Source organism: Streptomyces similanensis (assembly GCF_039543625.1).
GTDB classification, from domain to species: domain Bacteria; phylum Actinomycetota; class Actinomycetes; order Streptomycetales; family Streptomycetaceae; genus Streptomyces; species Streptomyces similanensis.
Window position 1 is genome coordinate 1 of sequence record NZ_BAABKC010000025.1, and the last position, 15,142, is coordinate 15,142.

Annotated in this window: 13 protein-coding genes; 10 read left to right on the forward strand and 3 right to left on the reverse strand. The window is 70.2% G+C overall.

Translation table 11 applies throughout. The annotated features are described in order from the left end of the window. Positions 1-571: 571 nt before the first annotated feature. The 9 genes from ABEB07_RS08850 to ABEB07_RS08890 all read left to right on the forward strand — a co-directional run bounded on the left by ABEB07_RS08850 (position 572) and on the right by ABEB07_RS08890 (position 8,996). Entirely contained in the window at positions 572-1,759 is a 1,188-nt protein-coding gene (locus tag ABEB07_RS08850) for a L,D-transpeptidase (protein WP_345667750.1), read from the forward strand. 180 nt (positions 1,760-1,939) lie between these two features. Continuing rightward, a complete protein-coding gene (locus ABEB07_RS08855) occupies positions 1,940-3,199 on the forward strand; it encodes a L,D-transpeptidase (protein WP_345667751.1) in 1,260 nt (419 codons plus the stop codon). Between the two features lie 223 nt (positions 3,200-3,422). After that, positions 3,423-4,190: an enoyl-CoA hydratase/isomerase family protein gene (locus ABEB07_RS08860; RefSeq protein WP_345667752.1), complete on the forward strand. Its 768-nt coding sequence runs from the start codon at positions 3,423-3,425 to the stop codon at positions 4,188-4,190. A gap of 291 nt (positions 4,191-4,481) precedes the next feature. Further along, positions 4,482-4,985 (forward strand): ATP-binding protein, encoded by a 504-nt coding sequence (locus ABEB07_RS08865; protein WP_164582827.1) that lies wholly within the window; start codon positions 4,482-4,484, stop codon positions 4,983-4,985. 97 nt (positions 4,986-5,082) lie between these two features. Beyond that, positions 5,083-5,880, forward strand: coding sequence for a polysaccharide deacetylase family protein (locus ABEB07_RS08870; RefSeq protein WP_345667753.1), 798 nt, complete (start codon positions 5,083-5,085; stop codon positions 5,878-5,880). Beyond that, on the forward strand, positions 5,880-7,115 hold the full coding sequence (locus tag ABEB07_RS08875; RefSeq protein WP_345667754.1) for a YVTN family beta-propeller repeat protein: 1,236 nt from the start codon (positions 5,880-5,882) through the stop codon (positions 7,113-7,115). The genes ABEB07_RS08870 and ABEB07_RS08875 overlap by 1 nt, the downstream gene beginning before the upstream one ends. Positions 7,116-7,213: 98 nt before the next feature. After that, a complete protein-coding gene (locus ABEB07_RS08880; RefSeq protein WP_345667755.1) occupies positions 7,214-7,840 on the forward strand; it encodes an ADP-ribosyltransferase in 627 nt (208 codons plus the stop codon). Positions 7,841-7,972: 132 nt separating this feature from the next. Then, on the forward strand, positions 7,973-8,185 hold the full coding sequence (locus ABEB07_RS08885; protein ID WP_164589436.1) for an EF-hand domain-containing protein: 213 nt from the start codon (positions 7,973-7,975) through the stop codon (positions 8,183-8,185). A gap of 82 nt (positions 8,186-8,267) precedes the next feature. Further along, complete coding sequence (locus ABEB07_RS08890; protein WP_425588975.1) at positions 8,268-8,996, forward strand: NADPH-dependent F420 reductase; 729 nt, start codon at positions 8,268-8,270, stop codon at positions 8,994-8,996. Between the two features lie 16 nt (positions 8,997-9,012). Here the strand turns inward: ABEB07_RS08890 and ABEB07_RS08895 are convergent, their stop codons facing one another. Continuing rightward, complete coding sequence (locus ABEB07_RS08895) at positions 9,013-9,567, reverse strand: GH25 family lysozyme (protein WP_176150569.1); 555 nt, start codon at positions 9,565-9,567, stop codon at positions 9,013-9,015. Positions 9,568-10,574: 1,007 nt separating this feature from the next. On the opposite strand from ABEB07_RS08895, the gene ABEB07_RS08900 reads away from it, so the two are divergent. Further along, entirely contained in the window at positions 10,575-14,123 is a 3,549-nt protein-coding gene (locus ABEB07_RS08900; RefSeq protein ID WP_345667756.1) for a hypothetical protein, read from the forward strand. Positions 14,124-14,320: 197 nt separating this feature from the next. Here ABEB07_RS08900 and ABEB07_RS08905 read toward each other — a convergent pair whose 3' ends face one another. Both ABEB07_RS08905 and ABEB07_RS08910 read right to left on the reverse strand, forming a co-directional pair. Continuing rightward, positions 14,321-14,740, reverse strand: a complete 420-nt coding sequence (locus tag ABEB07_RS08905) for a PIN domain nuclease (protein ID WP_345667758.1) — start codon at positions 14,738-14,740, stop codon at positions 14,321-14,323. Continuing rightward, on the reverse strand, positions 14,740-14,994 hold the full coding sequence (locus tag ABEB07_RS08910; RefSeq protein ID WP_345667759.1) for a type II toxin-antitoxin system VapB family antitoxin: 255 nt from the start codon (positions 14,992-14,994) through the stop codon (positions 14,740-14,742). The genes ABEB07_RS08905 and ABEB07_RS08910 overlap by 1 nt, the downstream gene beginning before the upstream one ends. Between the last annotated feature and the right edge of the window lie 148 nt (positions 14,995-15,142).

Consider the following 15,142-nt stretch of genomic DNA (forward strand, 5'->3'; position numbering starts at 1 on the left):
CGACGGCGGCGGAGGCCGGCGCGAGGACGGCCCCGCGGCCGCCGGAGCGCCCCCTCCCGCCGGTCCGCCCCCGGCCGTCCACGCGACCCTGGCCGGCGCCGCGCCCACCGGGCGCTCCGTTCCCGCCCGGCGACCCGTTCCCGCCCGGTGCTCCGTTCCCGCCCGGCGGCCCGTCCCCGGGCGCGGCTCCGTCCGCGGGCGCCGGTCCGTGCCCGGGCGCCGGTCCGGCGTCCGGCGCCCGTCCCTCCCCGGTCGGCTCCGGGTCCCCGGGCGCGGCGCCGGGCACGGCCCCGTCGTCGGCGGTGTGCCCGTCCGTGGTGGCGCGCCCGCTCGCCACCGCCTCCCGCTCGGCTGCGCTGGACACCTGGTCGGCCCCTTTTTTCGGCTGTCGCGGCTCGTTCGGCGCCGGTCCGCACCTGCGGCTTCCCTCCCGGGCGCGGCTCCCCGGCGCGTGCTCCTCCCCACTGTTCTGCCCAGAGGCGGGGTCGCACTCACGTTTCCCGGAAGCGGGCCGGTCGTTGGGCAGCCCGTGAGGCACGTACAACGGCGCGCACGGCGCGCGAGGGCCGTGATGGCCGCCGTACTGACATGGACGGCCCTGCTGGCCGGGGCGGCCGGCTGCACCACGGGCGGCCCGGAATCCCTCGGCCGGGTCTTCGGCAAGCCGCCCGCGCCCGAGGACGTGGTCCGCGTCGCCCCGGCCGACGGCGCCAAGGACGTCCGCCCGGGGACCAGGCTGCGGGTGCGGGTGGCCGGCGGCCGCCTGGAGTCCGTACGGGTCGTCAGGGCCGAGGACGCGCAGGACACCCCGGTGCCCGGCCGCCTCTCCCCGGACGGCCGGAGCTGGCGGCCCGACGACGACCGGCTCGCCCTCGCCGCCAAGTACACCGTCGACGCGGTCGCCGTGGACGACGACGGGCACCGCGCCGCCCGGCACACCACCTTCACCACCTACGTCCCCGACGAACGCTTCATCGGCTACGTCACCCCCGAGAACCGCTCCGTCGTCGGCACCGGGATGATCGTCTCGCTCTCCTTCAGCCGCACGGTCACCGACCGCGCCGCCGTCGAGCGCGCCGTGCGCGTCAGCGCCGACCCGCCCGTGGAGATCCGCCCGCACTGGTTCGGCGGGGACCGCCTGGACTTCCGCCCCCACCACTACTGGCGCCCCGGCACCCGCGTCACCGTCGACCTGCGCCTCAGGGACGTCCAGGGCGCGCCCGGCGTCTACGGGCTCCAGTACAAGACGTTCTCCTTCACCGTGGGCCGCAGCCAGGTCTCCCTGGTCGACGCCGCCGCGCACACCATGCGGGTGCGCCGCGACGGCGAACTGCTGGCCACCGTCCCCATCACGGCCGGCGCGCCCGAGTCCACCACCTACAACGGCAAGATGGTGGTGATGGAGATGCTGGACGTCACCCGCATGAACAGCCGCACGGTCGGCTTCGGCGGCGAGTACGACATCCCCGACGTGCCGCACGCCATGCGCCTGACCGACTCCGGGACCTTCCTGCACGGCAACTACTGGTCGGTGCCGGACCCGTTCGGGCGGACCAACGTCAGCCACGGCTGCGTGGGCCTCAAGGACGTCAAGGGCGGCAGCTCCGGCACCCCGGCGGGCTGGTTCTTCGACCGCAGCCTCGTCGGCGACGTGGTGGAGGTCGTCAACAGCGAGGACCGCACGGTCTCGCCCAGCAACGGGCTCGGCGGCTGGAACATGAGCTGGGCCGACTGGACGGCGGACAGCGCGCTCAAGTAGCCCGGGAGGCAAGGGTTTCGGCCGGGGGGACAAGCGGTTTCCGGCAGCTGTCGAAGTTGGGACGGAACAGTGACACTTGGCGGGCGACCCGCCCCCTGACCTTGTGGTTACTATGCGCCCAAGTGCGCGTGGGACGCGCCGGGGCATGGGTCTTGACCGGCCCAGGGGAGGGGAGACGACTTGAACGTGCGGCCGATATCGGGGGCGTCGGTTGACGCGCGCGGACGCGGGGGGCGTCCGGGGCGCTGGGCGGGCAGGGGAGTGCTCGCGCTGACCACCGGGGCGATGCTGTTCGCCGTCACCGCGTGCGGCGGGGGCGACGCGGACGCGGGGTCCGGCAGGAGCGGGGGCAAGGACGGGGACACGGAGCAGAGCAAGCAGTCGCAGGCGGTCGTCACCGTCGCGCCCCGGGACGGCGCGACCTCCGTCGACACCAGCGGCGCCCTCAAGGTCGCCGCGCGCGGGGGCAAGCTCACCCAGGTCGTCGTCAAGGACCCCAAGGGCGCCGAGGTGGCGGGGGAGATAACCGGCGGCGGCGCCACCTGGACGCCGTCCTCCCACCTCGCGGCCTCGACCAAGTACACGGTCCACGCGGTCGCCAAGGACTCCGCCGGCCGCGAGGCCGCCGAGGACTCCGGCTTCACCACGCTGACCCCGAAGAACACCTTCGTCGGCGCCTTCACCCCCGAGGACGGCTCCACGGTCGGCGTCGGCATGCCGTTCTCGGTCAACTTCACCCGCGGCATCACGCATCCGGACGCCGTCGAGAAGGCCATCAGGATCAAGACCGAGCCGGCCGTCGACGTAGAGGGCCACTGGTTCGGCAACGACCGCCTCGACTTCCGCCCCGAGCGGTACTGGAAGGCCGGCACCAAGGTCACCGTCGAGATCGACCTGGACGGCGTCGAGGGCCGCCCCGGCGTCTACGGCAAGCAGTCCAAGACCGTCTCCTTCACCATCGGCCGCAACCAGGTGTCCGTCGTGGACGCCGAGAAGCACACGATGAAGGTCACGCACGACGGCAAGGTCGTCAAGACGCTCGCCGTCACCACCGGCAAGCAGGGCTACGACACCTGGAACGGCCGCATGGTCATCAGCGAGAAGCTCGCGGTGACCCGGATGAACGGCGAGACGGTCGGCTACGGCGGCGAGTACGACATCAAGGACGTCCCGCACGCCATGCGCCTGACCACCTCCGGCACCTTCATCCACGGCAACTACTGGGGCGGCGACGCCTTCGGCAACTACAACGCCAGCCACGGCTGCGTCGGCCTGCGCGACGTGCGCGGCGGCTACGACAGCGGGGTGCCGGCCGCGTGGTTCTTCAACCACTCGCTGATCGGCGACGTGGTCGAGGTCAAGAACTCGCACGACAAGACCGTCTCCCCGGACAACGGCCTCAACGGCTGGAACATGTCCTGGAGCCAGTGGAAGGCGTGAGCGCGCGGGCGGCGCGTCCCGTCCGGGAGTGACCGCCCCTCAGGGCACGGCCTTCGCAAGGACACGGCCCTCGGCATGGCACGGCCCTCGGCATGGCACGGCCCTCGGCATGGCACGGCCCTCGGCATGGCACGGCCCTCGGTATGGCACGGCCCTCGCGACCGGCCCGGTGTGATCGACCGCACCGGGCCGGTCGGCGTTAGTGGTGGTTAACCTGCTTGCCATGACCGTAACTCTGGAAGTCGCCGAGGGCGTCGGCACGCTGCGCCTTCACCGTCCGCCCATGAACGCGCTCGACGTCGCCACGCAGGACCGGCTCAAGGAGCTGGCCGAGGAGGCCGGCCGCCGCGAGGACGTGCGCGCCGTGGTGATCTACGGCGGCGAGAAGGTGTTCGCGGCCGGCGCGGACATCAAGGAGATGCAGGCGATGGACCACGCGGCGATGGTGCTGCGGGCCCGCGCCCTCCAGGAGTCCTTCACCGCCGTGGCCCGCATCCCCAAGCCGGTGGTCGCGGCCGTCACCGGCTACGCGCTCGGCGGCGGCTGCGAGCTGGCGCTCTGCGCGGACTACCGCGTCGCCGGGGAGAACGCCAAGCTGGGCCAGCCGGAGATCCTGCTCGGTCTGATCCCCGGCGCGGGCGGCACCCAGCGGCTGTCCCGGCTCATCGGCCCCTCCAGGGCCAAGGACCTCATCTTCACCGGCCGCCAGGTCAAGGCCGACGAGGCCCTGACGCTGGGCCTGGTGGACCGCGTGGTGCCGGCCGCCGAGGTGTACGAGGCGGCGCACGCCTGGGCGGCACGGCTCGCCCAGGGCCCGACGATCGCGCTGCGCGCCGCCAAGGAGGCGGTCGACGCCGGTCTGGAGACCGACATCGAGACCGGGCTCGCCCTGGAACGGAACTGGTTCGCGGGACTGTTCGCCACCGAGGACCGCGAGCGCGGGATGCGCAGCTTCGTCGAGGAGGGACCGGGCAAGGCGCGGTTCCTCTGACGCCCGGCACGGCCCGCCGGCCCCGCCCGTTACGCGCGGTTGACGCCGCGTCCGCTCGCGTGTCCCCCGAAGGGGCGGTTTAGCCGGGCCTTGAGGCAACCTCAAGGCCGACAGCCGGTATCGCGGGCCCCGCGCCGGGGGCCGTGCCGTCCTCGCAGGTCGGCACGGCCGCCGGGGCCGGCGCAGCCCCCGCGGCCCCGGGCGGACGCCCTCCGGGCGGCGGGAGCGCACGGGGGGCGTATTCCCCTGAACGGCCACCCGGGCCCGATGGGGGCCGCCATGATGGGGGGCATGGCGGGGCTGGAGGGCATGGAACAGCCGCGGGGACAGGGGCACGCCTCCGCGGCACGCTGGTCGCCCGCGGTCGAGGACGAACGGGCGCTGACCGCGCTGGAGTCGCACGGCAATCCCACGGAGGCGGAGGTTCCGCTGCCGTCCCGCCCCGAGTCCGCGGCCACCGCCCGCCGGCTGGTCCAGGTCGTCGTCCTGCGCCACTGGGGACTGAGCCCCAAGCTGACCGAGGACGCGGTGCTGCTCGTCTCCGAACTCGTCGGCAACGCCGTACGGCACACCGGCGCCCGGGTGTTCGGGCTGCGGCTGCGCCGCCGCCGCGGCTGGATCCGCGTCGAGGTCCGCGACCCCTCCCGGGGGCTGCCGTGCCTGATGCCCGTACAGGAACTGGACATCAGCGGGCGGGGCCTGTTCCTGGTCGACAAGCTCGCCGACCGCTGGGGCGTGGACCTGCTGCCGCGCGGCAAGACCACCTGGTTCGAGATCCGCACGACCGACCGCTGAGGCCCGCCCGGGCCGGCCGCCGGCGTCCGGGCGTGGCCGACGCCCACGCGGCGGCCACACGTGTGAATCGCCTGTTTTCTTACCTTCCGCACCTTAAATGGTGCGGGTGACCACCACTGATCGTCGCGGCGTGCTGCGGGCCGGCGCCGGGCTCGTCGCCGGGGGCGCGCTCGCCGCCGGGTGTTCCGCCATCGGCGCCGCCCCGCACCCCGCCGCGCCCGACGCCCCGCCCACCGGCGCCGCCACCCCCACCCCCGTCAGCTCCGCCGCCCCCGCCCCGCGCGCCTTCCCGCACCAGCCCGCCGAGATCGCCCACGGCCCCCGCGACCGGCCCCGCGTCGCCCTCACCTTCCACGGCCAGGGCGACCCCGCCCTCGCCCGCGCCCTGCTCACCACGGCCGAGCGGCACGGCGCCCGCCTCACCGTGCTCGCCGTCGGCACCTGGCTGGACGAGCACCCGGAGATGGCCCGCCGGATCGTGGACGGCGGCCACGACCTCGGCAACCACACCCAGCGCCACCTGGCCGTCAACGACATGTCCGAGGCCGACGCCCGCGCGGAGATCACCGGCTGCGCCGACCGCCTGCGCCGCCTCACCGGCTCGATCGGCGCCTGGTTCCGCCCCTCCCGCGCCCCGACCGCCACCGCGCTGGTCCAGCGGCTGGCCCGGGACGCGGGATACCCGCACGTGCTCTCCTACGACGTCGACTCCCTCGACTACACCCGGCCCGGCGCCCAGGCCGTCGTCCGCACCGTCATGGCGCGGGTCAGGGGCGGCTCCGTGGTGAGCCTGCACTTCGGTTACCCCGACACGGTCGCCGCCCTCCCCGACGTACTCGCCGAACTCGACCGCCGCGGCCTGCACGCGGTCACCACCACGGAGCTGCTGAGCTGATGCCACCCACCCCGCCCCCACCCCGCACCCGGCCCGCGCCGTCCCCCGCCCGCGCCCTCAGGACCCTGATCGCCGGCGCGGTCTGCGCCGCCGCACTGGCCGCGCTGCCCGCGTGCAGCGGGACGGACTCCGCCCACCGCGCCGACGAGGCCCTGGGCAGCCAGGCCCCCGCCCGGCCCGAACAGCCGAAGCCGGGCCGGGCCGACACCCTGCCCGGCATGCCGCCCGTGCTGGACGCCAAGGACGCCTACGCCGCCGACCGCCCGGGCCGCCTCGCCGCGGCCGTCAAGGACTTCCCCACCCGGATCTACGTCCCCAACACCCTCTCCGACACCGTCACGGTGATCGACCCCAGGACGTACAAGGTCACCGAGACCATCCCGGTCGGCCACCAGCCCCAGCACGTCGTGCCGTCCTGGGACCTGAAGACGCTGTGGGTCAACAACGACCTCGGCAACTCCCTGACCCCCATCGACCCGAAGACCGGCAAGGCCGGCAAGCCCGTCGACGTGCACGACCCGTACAACCTCTACTTCACCCCGGACGGGAAGTACGCCATCGTGATGGCGTCCAAGGACCGCCAGCTCGTCTTCCGCGACGCGCACACCATGGACCGGGTCAAGACCGTCCCCGTCACCTGCGGCGGCGTCAACCACGCCGACTTCTCCATGGACGGCCGCTACTTCATCGTCTCCTGCGAGTTCAGCGGCGAACTGCTCAAGGTCGACACCGCGAAGATGAAGGTCGTCGGGCAGCGGAAGCTCGACGTGCGCGGCGCGATGCCGCAGGACGTGAAGATGTCGCCCGACGGCAAGAGGTTCTACATCGCCGACATGGCGGCCGACGGACTGTGGATCCTGGACGGCGACACCTTCGCCAAGCCGGCCTTCCTGCACACCGGAAAGGGCGCCCACGGCCTCTACGTCAGCCGCGACTCGCGCGAGATGTACGTCTCCAACCGGGGCGAGGGCACGATCTCGGTCTTCGACTTCGCGAAGAACGAGCTGACCAGGAAGTGGCGGCTGCCCCAGGGCGGCAGCCCCGACATGGGCGGCGTCTCCGCCGACGGCAGGGTGCTGTGGCTGTCCGGGCGCTACAACTCCGAGGTGTACGCCATCGACACCCGCAGCGGGAAGCAGCTCGCCCGGATCAAGGTCGGCAACGGCCCGCACGGCCTCGCCGTCTACCCGCAGCCGGGCCGCTACTCGCTCGGCCACACCGGCATCTTCCGCTGACGGCGCCCCCAAGGACGCCGGCAACACACGGACCGGACACGCCTCCGATCAGGTGACGGTCCGCCGCCCGCCGCCGCGGGACCGGGATCGTGCTGCGCATGATCACCCTTCGTCCGCGGCGGCGGATCGCCGCCGCCGTCCTGTCCGTGTCGGCCGTCCTCGCGACCACCGCCGCCACCGCCCCCACGACCACCGCCGCCGCGGCCCCCGGCCGGGCCCTCGCGGCACGGGCCGCCGCCGCGCCCGCCTGCCCGCAGTTCGCCGACAAGGTCGAGGCCGCCGCCGACCGGCGCGTGGACGTCGGCCGGATCACGCCCGCCCCCGCCTGGCGCACCACCTGCGGCACCCTGTGGCGCAACGACAACCGGGCCCCGGAGACCGTCTTCCCGGAGGGCTTCTGGCCCCGCGACGTGCTGCGCGGCCAGTACGACGTCGAGCAGTACGTCCTGGTCAACCAGCCCTCGCCGTACGTCTCGACGACCTACGACCACGACCTCTACAAGACCTGGAAGTCGGCGTACAACTACTACATCGACGCCCCCGGCGGCGTGGACGTCAACAAGACCATCGGCACCACCCACAAGTGGGCCGACCAGGTCGAGGTGGCCTTCCCCGGCGGCATCGCCCGGCGGTACGTCGTCGGCGCCTGCCCCATCGACAAGGCCACGAAGACCGAGATCCTCAGCCGCTGCGAGAGCAACCCGTACTACGAGCCCTGGCACTGAACCGCACCCGGTCCCGGCGCCAGCCCCTACCGCCCGCAGGGCCGCCCCGGTCGTGCAGTTAATCTGACCTGCGTCAGTACCGTCGGTACGACGAGCAAGCCAGATCACACGCGACGCAAAAGGGGCGGACCGATGGCGGACATCGAGGAAGCACGCAAGCAGTTCCAGCGGATCGACGCGGACGGCGACGGGTTCATCACCGCCGCCGAGTTCAAGTCGGCCCTGGCCCAGGGCGGCGACTGGAACGTCACCGACACCGTGGCGGAGACCATCATCAAGCAGCGGGACCTCAACGGCGACAAGGTCCTCTCGTTCGACGAGTTCTGGGCCTACCTGAGCAAGTAGTGACGCGGCGGGAGCGCCCGGCGGCCGCGCCGGGCGCCTCACCCGTTCGCCCGCACCCGGAATACCCCGCCGCGCGCGGAGGTTGGCCCTGTCCTGCACAGCCGTACCACGGCACAGGCACCGACCTCCCGGAAGAGCGAGGCGAGTACAGATGAAGATCGGCATCATCGGCGCGGGCAACATCGGCGGCAATCTCACCCGGCGGCTCACCGCCCTCGGGCACGACGTCTCCGTCGCCAACTCCCGCGGCCCCGAGACCCTGACCGCACTGGCCGAGGAGACCGGCGCGACGCCGGTGCGGGTCGAGGAGGCGGCGCGCGGCGCGGAGATCGTCGTGGTCACCGTCCCGCTGAAGGCGGTCCCGGACCTGCCGTCCGGACTGCTCGACGGCGCCGCCGACGACGTGGCGGTCATCGACACCGGCAACTACTACCCGCAGCGCGACGGCCGGATCGACGCCGTCGAGGACGACGGCCTCACCGAGAGCCGCTGGACCGAGGGGCACCTCGGCCACCCGGTGATCAAGGCGTTCAACGGCACCTACGCCCAGGACATCCTGGACCGCCACCGCCCGGCCGGCGACCCCGGCCGCCTGGCGCTGCCGGTGGCCGGCGACGACGGGGCGGCCAAGGCGAAGGTCCGGGCGCTGATCGAGGAGCTGGGCTTCGACACGGTGGACTCCGGCGGCATCGACGACTCCTGGCGCCAGCAGCCGGACACCCCGGTCTACGGTCTCCAGGAAGGCGTCGAGGCGGTCACCAAGGCCCTCGCGGAGGCGTCCCCGGAGCGTCCGGCGGCCTTCCGCGCCTGAGCGGGACGGGCGCCCGTCACTTCTTGGCCCACTCCCGCAGCGCGGCCGTGCTGGCGAAGTTCGCGACGTTCGTGTCGTGCGGCTCGTCGGTGTACTGGTGGAAGAGCCACTTGGCCTTGATGCGGGGGTGGCCGGCCTTGACGTAGTCGGCGATCCACAGACCGTCGCCCGCGTACGAGGTGGTGTCGACGGTCAGCCAGAAGTGGCGGTTGGTGTAGAGCACCACCCGGTTGTGCGGGCGCAGCTGCTTCACCTTGCGGATGAAGCTGTCCTTCTCGGCGTTGGTGGCGTGCGTGCCCTCGGCCGTGTTCTCCCAGTCCACCGCCAGGACGTCGCCCCGCTTCTCGGGGGCGTGCGAGACGAAGTACTCGGCCTGGGCGCTGATGTTGCCCGGCCACAGGAAGTGGTAGAAGCCGACGACCAGACCGGCGTCCCGGCCGTGCTTGGTCTGGGCGCTGAGCCTGGAGTTGACGTACGAGCGGCCCTCCGTCGCCTTGACGAAGACGAAGGAGAGCCCGCTCGTGCCGTAGGTCGCGGACTGGAACGCGCTCACATCGATGCCCTTGAGCATGCAAACTCCCTGAGATGTGCCGTGGGGGAAGGAGTCGTCCCCTGATTCCTGCCCCACCCCGGCACGGCCGATCCCTCCGCCCCACTCGAACATCCGCCCGGCCCGCTCCCAGCCGATTCCGGCGGCACGTCCGCCTCAGCACTCGATGATGTTCACCGCCAGCCCGCCCCGGGCCGTCTCCTTGTACTTGACGGACATGTGGGCGGCTGTTGATTGCGGGATTGAGCTGCAGTTTTGGCATGTCCAGGCTTGCCTTGAATCACGTCAGGGACTTTGTGGGGACTATTTGCCGAGAGCTGAATGCAACGTATCCCATGTCGCGTGAAACGCTTGCCGAATTGAGCAGTTGACGCTCGGGTGCCACGCGATGGCTTCGGCGAGCCCCGCACTCGTCATGCGTAGGTCTCGGGTTCGAATCCCGAAGGCGGCTCCATGGCGAACCCCAGGTCAGGCCTCTGACCTGGGATTTCTTGTTCCGGATGACCTTGGAATCTCGGCAATTCGGGCACCTTCCGTCTGTGCATCGTAATGCGTAGGTCGGAGGTTTGGTTTCTGTGACGAGATCGACGGTTCAACCCTCTGACCTGGTATTTTACCTGCCCGTAGGGGGTGGAGTGTGTTGGCGCAAAGGATGCCGGTGGACACCCGGTGGACAGCTGTGCGTGACACTCCATCAGGGGGCTCTCGCTGACCCTGGGGCGAGGGTGAGATCCACCCGTCGCCGATGGGGCGACCGGCGTCGTCGAGACTGTCTGGTCCTGACAGATCTCATGTCCGGCTCGGGCCCTGGCGAAGATTGGCCGTGAGAACACTCCGTAGCTGATCTGAGGGCGAAGAAGGGGCGGCTGCGTCGGTGCGTGCGGGAGCGTCGGCCCATTTCAGGATGAGCACTATAGGTTCGGCGCTCTCGTTGTCCCTAGATCCCAGGTGCGCGGCCTGTCATCGAGCCGGGCGGCGAGCGGCAAACGGTATCAGTACGACATAAGGTGCGCGTAGCATTAGTGGTCATGGATCTCATGGCACGCGTACGCCGGGCGTTGGGTGAACAGGCTATCCACCCAACGGAGTTTGAACGCTGTGCCTGTGCGCTCCTGCAATCGCAGTACCCCGGTCTGTCCGCGGTTGAGGGCGGGCATGACTTCGGCCGCGACGCCGATATCTACTTTCCGTGGGGCTCCGAGGACGTGGACGCTCGTGGGCGTCTGCTGGTCACCACCGGTGATCCGGTGGCGAACCTGCGTACGGGCCTTCGCAGAATGCGCGAAGAGGATGTGCAGGCCGATCTGATCGTGATGGCCTGTTCACAACCGGTTGACGCAACGAAGCGCGCGTCCATGGATCGGCTGTGTACCGAACGTGACCTCCCAGCACCACACATCTACGCCCAGGATTGGTTTGTCACCCGCCTCGCCACTGAGCCGGTGTGGCGGTTCAGCCTCCTCGGCATCAGAGGAGAGCTGGGTGCTCTACTTGATCGGCCGTTGGACCTGCCTGAGGACCTGGCTGACCGAACCGACCTCCTCGGACGGGAAGCCACCCTCGCCACGCTTGCCGACGCTGTCGCCCGTGGCCAGGATGTCGTGCTGGTGGGCGTGCCTGGTGTGGGTAAGACGCGGCTCACCACCGAATTGGAAGGCCAGGTCGCTTACCTTGAGCAGGCGCAAGCGGACCGCATTCTGGATGAGCTGTTGGAAACTCGACCCGCTGCCGTTGTCGTCGACGACGCCCACATTCGCCTCGATGAGATGCGTGTGCTGCGGCGGGCGCGTCACGGGGCGGAGCATGCCTTCGCCATCGTCGCGACTACCTGGCCTGACAGGGCAGACGAGGTAACAGCGGCCCTTCCCAGAGCTCTCCGCGTCAACGTTGACCTGTTGGAGCGATCCGACATGAACACACTGGTCACCTCACTGGGCGTCACCGGTCACCGGGCCCGGATGGTGATCCTCGACCAGGCGGCCGGACGGCCGGGCTGGGCCCTCACCTTGTGTGAGATGTTCGCCAAGGGCGAGGGCAGCCAGGTGGCCAGCGGCGCAGCGCACCTCGCGAACGTAGAACGACACCTCCGCCGTATCACCGAGTCCGAGACGGCCGTCGATGCTCTGGCCTGCGTAGCGGCACTGGGAGGGGCTTCCAGCGAGACGCTGTACGCGCTCGCGCCCCTTGTCGGCGAGCCGCCGGCCAGCATGTCCGGCCTCATGGAGCGCCTAGCGCGCAATGGCCTCGTTGAGACTGTCAACGGTGTCTGGCACCTGCAACCTGCATTGCGCGCACCGCTGATTGCCCGGTGGTTCTTCACACGGCCGGCAGGCAGGCCGTGGTCCACCCTCTGCGACGCCTTCCCAGACCGGGACCGTGACCTCGCCTCCGCCGTGATGTCCGCCGCCCGAGCCTCGCCCTCCCCTGACGCTCGGATGACCGCCGATGCCTGGGTCCGAACGCTGCCCACCCCGACCGAGTGGGGCACCGGAACCTTCGCTGTAGTGTCCGAATACGCCCGGCTGGACCGGGGAGCCGCTCAGTTCGCTGTCGCCCAGGCCTGTACGGTCCTCGCCAGCCCGCGCGAGACCGAGCAGACGTGCGGGATCACCGTCGATCCGCAGGGTGATGCCGCTGCTCGTCAACTTGCGCAGTCGGCCGCTCAGTATCTGCTGCCCGAGGCCGTGACGGGCCTGCTCGACCTCGCAGTGGGAGACAACCGTCCACGCCATTCCACCCCTCAGCACCCGCTGCGCGTGCTCAGCGGTGTGGCCAATGCCATAGACCCGGACTTCGGAACCGCGTTCGAGACTCGAGGGCTGTTGCTGCGACCAGTGCTGGAGTGGCTGCGTACTCACCGCGCCCCGTCGGACTGGGCCGTGGCCACCGAGGTGCTGGCGAGTGTCTTTGCCGTTGAAACATCGGGGAACTGGTCTGACCCGGGTGATTTGAACACGGTCACCCTCGCCCAGGGTGTCGAAAGCGCCGAAAACCTGGCGCGACTCATCTCCTTGTGGGGGGAGGTTGTGCCCGTTCTCGCAGATACCGAAGTGCAGGATGACCTGAGCAGCGCCCCGGCTGCGGTGGTTCCACTACTGGACCTGGCGGGCTCATGGGTGAGACTCGGAGAAGGGTTCGTGCCGTACAACGGTGAACCGAGCGAGGCGCAGAAGGGCCAGGGAGCGGAGGGAGGAGCTCGCATCCTGGCCACACTGCATCCACTGCTCCAGACCTATCCTGGGCTCGCCCTCCGTGCCCGGCGCATGCTCAATGCTGCATACGCCCGTGGTGGCGACAGGGGCCGCAGGCTCCCGGAGCTGGACGTCGACCCTGACTTGGAGTCTTTCACCGGCTGGAGTCGTTGGGGCGACATGGATACCCGCGATGAAGCCGCACAAGGCCGGGCCCACGCAGTGGAAGCCCTAGCACAGAAGATCGCGGCGCTCGGACCGCTCGACGGAGTCGTGAGATTCGACGCCCTGGTCGAGCAATCCGAGCTTGCTGGCGACCACGGGGGCGGCGTCTGGGTAGCTGACCGAATGGTGCCTCACCTCGCCGATCCCGCTTCTTGGCACGCAGCCGCAACCGCAGCTGGTAGCCCACTCATGCTTCGCGCCGCATTGACCCGATGGCTCACCACCTCGCCCGGCATGTTGTCGGCAGATGTCCTCACTGCTGCACTGGATGATCCCCGCTTCAGGACCGGCGTCATCTCGACCGTCCTCGGACGAGGCGAAGATGACGAGGCTGCCGAGTTCGTGATCGAGGCGATGCGCACGGAGGACGCCTGGCTGCTCGACTCGCTATTCATCCAGGACGAGTCGAACGAGGTGCTGCACCGTCTGCTGCTCCATCCGATTCCGGCAATCGCCAGCAGCGCGGCGGTCACCTTCGCCGTTGGCCAACCCCACGGTCCCTCACTGCCGGAAACCTGGCGCTCTGCTTGGCGCGACGCTGTGCAGCACCTCCGCCCCGAGGACCTGTCCCAGCACGACCACTGGCGTGCAGGCCAGTTGCTCGGCCATCTAGCCGACCATGATCCTGACCTGCTCGAAGCGTGGTACACCGAACGGCTCTGCGACATGGCCAACCGCGGGTACTTCGTCGCCCCTGAACCCAACGGCTGCGATCTCCACCTGGACCGCCTTCCACAGGCGCACCGCTACCGGCTTTCTGTCCGCTGCGTCGGCCTCCCGCGCATCGGCCATAGCCCACTCATCCAGCTCGTCGGTGCAGACCGCGACCTGGCAGAGCGTCTGCTCCACGACTGCGCCGTCACTCCCGACAACCTCCTCGAAACCCTCGTGGGACAGCGCAACGAGACCCTGGAGCGCCTCGGCCCGCTGCTCCTCGACCACGGCGTACCCCCCGCCCACATCGCGGCCAACGTGGCTTGGGTCGACTCCTGGTGGGGAGATGACTCCGCCAGACATCAGCACCTCATCGACTACTTCACTACCCTCTCAACACGCGTTCCCGCCCTCGCCTCCGTCGCCACAGTGGGTCGGGCTCAGCAGGAGGAGCTGCTGCGGGAGGCGGAACGCAAGGAGCGCGCTGAGCGGGTGCGGGGGCAGTAAAGCGAGGCCGGCGGATGATCGCGACCCTCTGGTCTGGAACTTAGGCGGAGTAGATGAAGTCATGTTCGGTAGCCGCTTCTTCCCGAGGAGGCATGGCCATACGCGTCGGGCCGCGCGTTGTTCGGCCACAGCCCAACTAATCCACTCCAGTGCACCGCGTCAGACATCTCATCGGAGGTGGGGGAAGGGCGGCATTCTCATCGGTCGGCGCTGCCGGGCGGGACGACCCATTCGGTGGGTTGGCCGGTGAGGGAGGCGATCATGTCGAAGTCTCCGTCGTAGTGGAGGATCGTTCGCCGGTTCAGTTCCGCTGTGGCGGCGATCAGCAGGTCAGGGAGGGACAGAGCGCGGTGGAAGCCTGCGTTGAGGGCATGGCGCTGGATCTCGAGCGCGCGGGTGAAGGTGTCGTCGTCGGTGCGGAGGTAGTCGAAGGCATGGAGCCAGGTGCTGATCCGGGTTGCTTCTGAACTGTCCCGTGCGGAGTGGATCATCTCGAACTCGGTGGGCTGGCACACCGCGAGGAGGTAACGCTCGTGCAGGGGCTTGAGCACCTCCTTGACGCTCGGTTTCGTCCAGCGGGCGAGGGCGGACTTGTCGATCAGGTAGCGGTCCTGCATCAGGCGACCTGGCCCCCGTTGTGGTCACCGTCGTGCTTGAGGGAGCCGTCGGCGTTGCGGGGGCCGGTGCTCTCGACGATCTCGCTGAAGTCGAGCTCGCCGGCATCCATGGCGTCGAAGAACTCCTGTCGCAGGTGTCGCTTGACGGCGTCTTCCATGGCGAGGCGGACGGCTTTGGCCTTCGTTTTAGTCCCGAAGATGCGCATGGCCTCGGTGACCATGTCTTCATCGAGGTCGATGACGGTTCTGGCCATGTGGACGGTCCCTTCACAGATACTCTCGTGAGTGAAACGATACCATTTACCGACCGTTGGAGATATCGTTTTGACCCGGAGGTCTCGTCGTGGATGGAGACTGCGGCGTTCGCGGTGAAGCGCCGCCCGGTCGCTCCTTGTGAGAAAT

What these genes read in the sequence shown, in the direction of transcription:
- ABEB07_RS08850 (WP_345667750.1), top strand. Translation starts at nt 572, where the DNA reads ATGGCCGCCGTACTGACATGGACGGCCCTGCTGGCCGGGGCGGCCGGC.
- ABEB07_RS08860 (WP_345667752.1), top strand. Translation starts at nt 3,423, where the DNA reads ATGACCGTAACTCTGGAAGTCGCCGAGGGCGTCGGCACGCTGCGCCTT.
- ABEB07_RS08865 (WP_164582827.1), top strand. Translation starts at nt 4,482, where the DNA reads ATGGCGGGGCTGGAGGGCATGGAACAGCCGCGGGGACAGGGGCACGCC.
- ABEB07_RS08870 (WP_345667753.1), top strand. Translation starts at nt 5,083, where the DNA reads ATGGTGCGGGTGACCACCACTGATCGTCGCGGCGTGCTGCGGGCCGGC.
- ABEB07_RS08875 (WP_345667754.1), top strand. Translation starts at nt 5,880, where the DNA reads ATGCCACCCACCCCGCCCCCACCCCGCACCCGGCCCGCGCCGTCCCCC.
- ABEB07_RS08880 (WP_345667755.1), top strand. Translation starts at nt 7,214, where the DNA reads ATGATCACCCTTCGTCCGCGGCGGCGGATCGCCGCCGCCGTCCTGTCC.
- ABEB07_RS08885 (WP_164589436.1), top strand. Translation starts at nt 7,973, where the DNA reads ATGGCGGACATCGAGGAAGCACGCAAGCAGTTCCAGCGGATCGACGCG.
- ABEB07_RS08895 (WP_176150569.1), bottom strand. Translation starts at nt 9,567, where the DNA reads ATGCTCAAGGGCATCGATGTGAGCGCGTTCCAGTCCGCGACCTACGGC.
- ABEB07_RS08900 (WP_345667756.1), top strand. Translation starts at nt 10,575, where the DNA reads ATGGATCTCATGGCACGCGTACGCCGGGCGTTGGGTGAACAGGCTATC.
- ABEB07_RS08905 (WP_345667758.1), bottom strand. Translation starts at nt 14,740, where the DNA reads ATGCAGGACCGCTACCTGATCGACAAGTCCGCCCTCGCCCGCTGGACG.
- ABEB07_RS08910 (WP_345667759.1), bottom strand. Translation starts at nt 14,994, where the DNA reads ATGGCCAGAACCGTCATCGACCTCGATGAAGACATGGTCACCGAGGCC.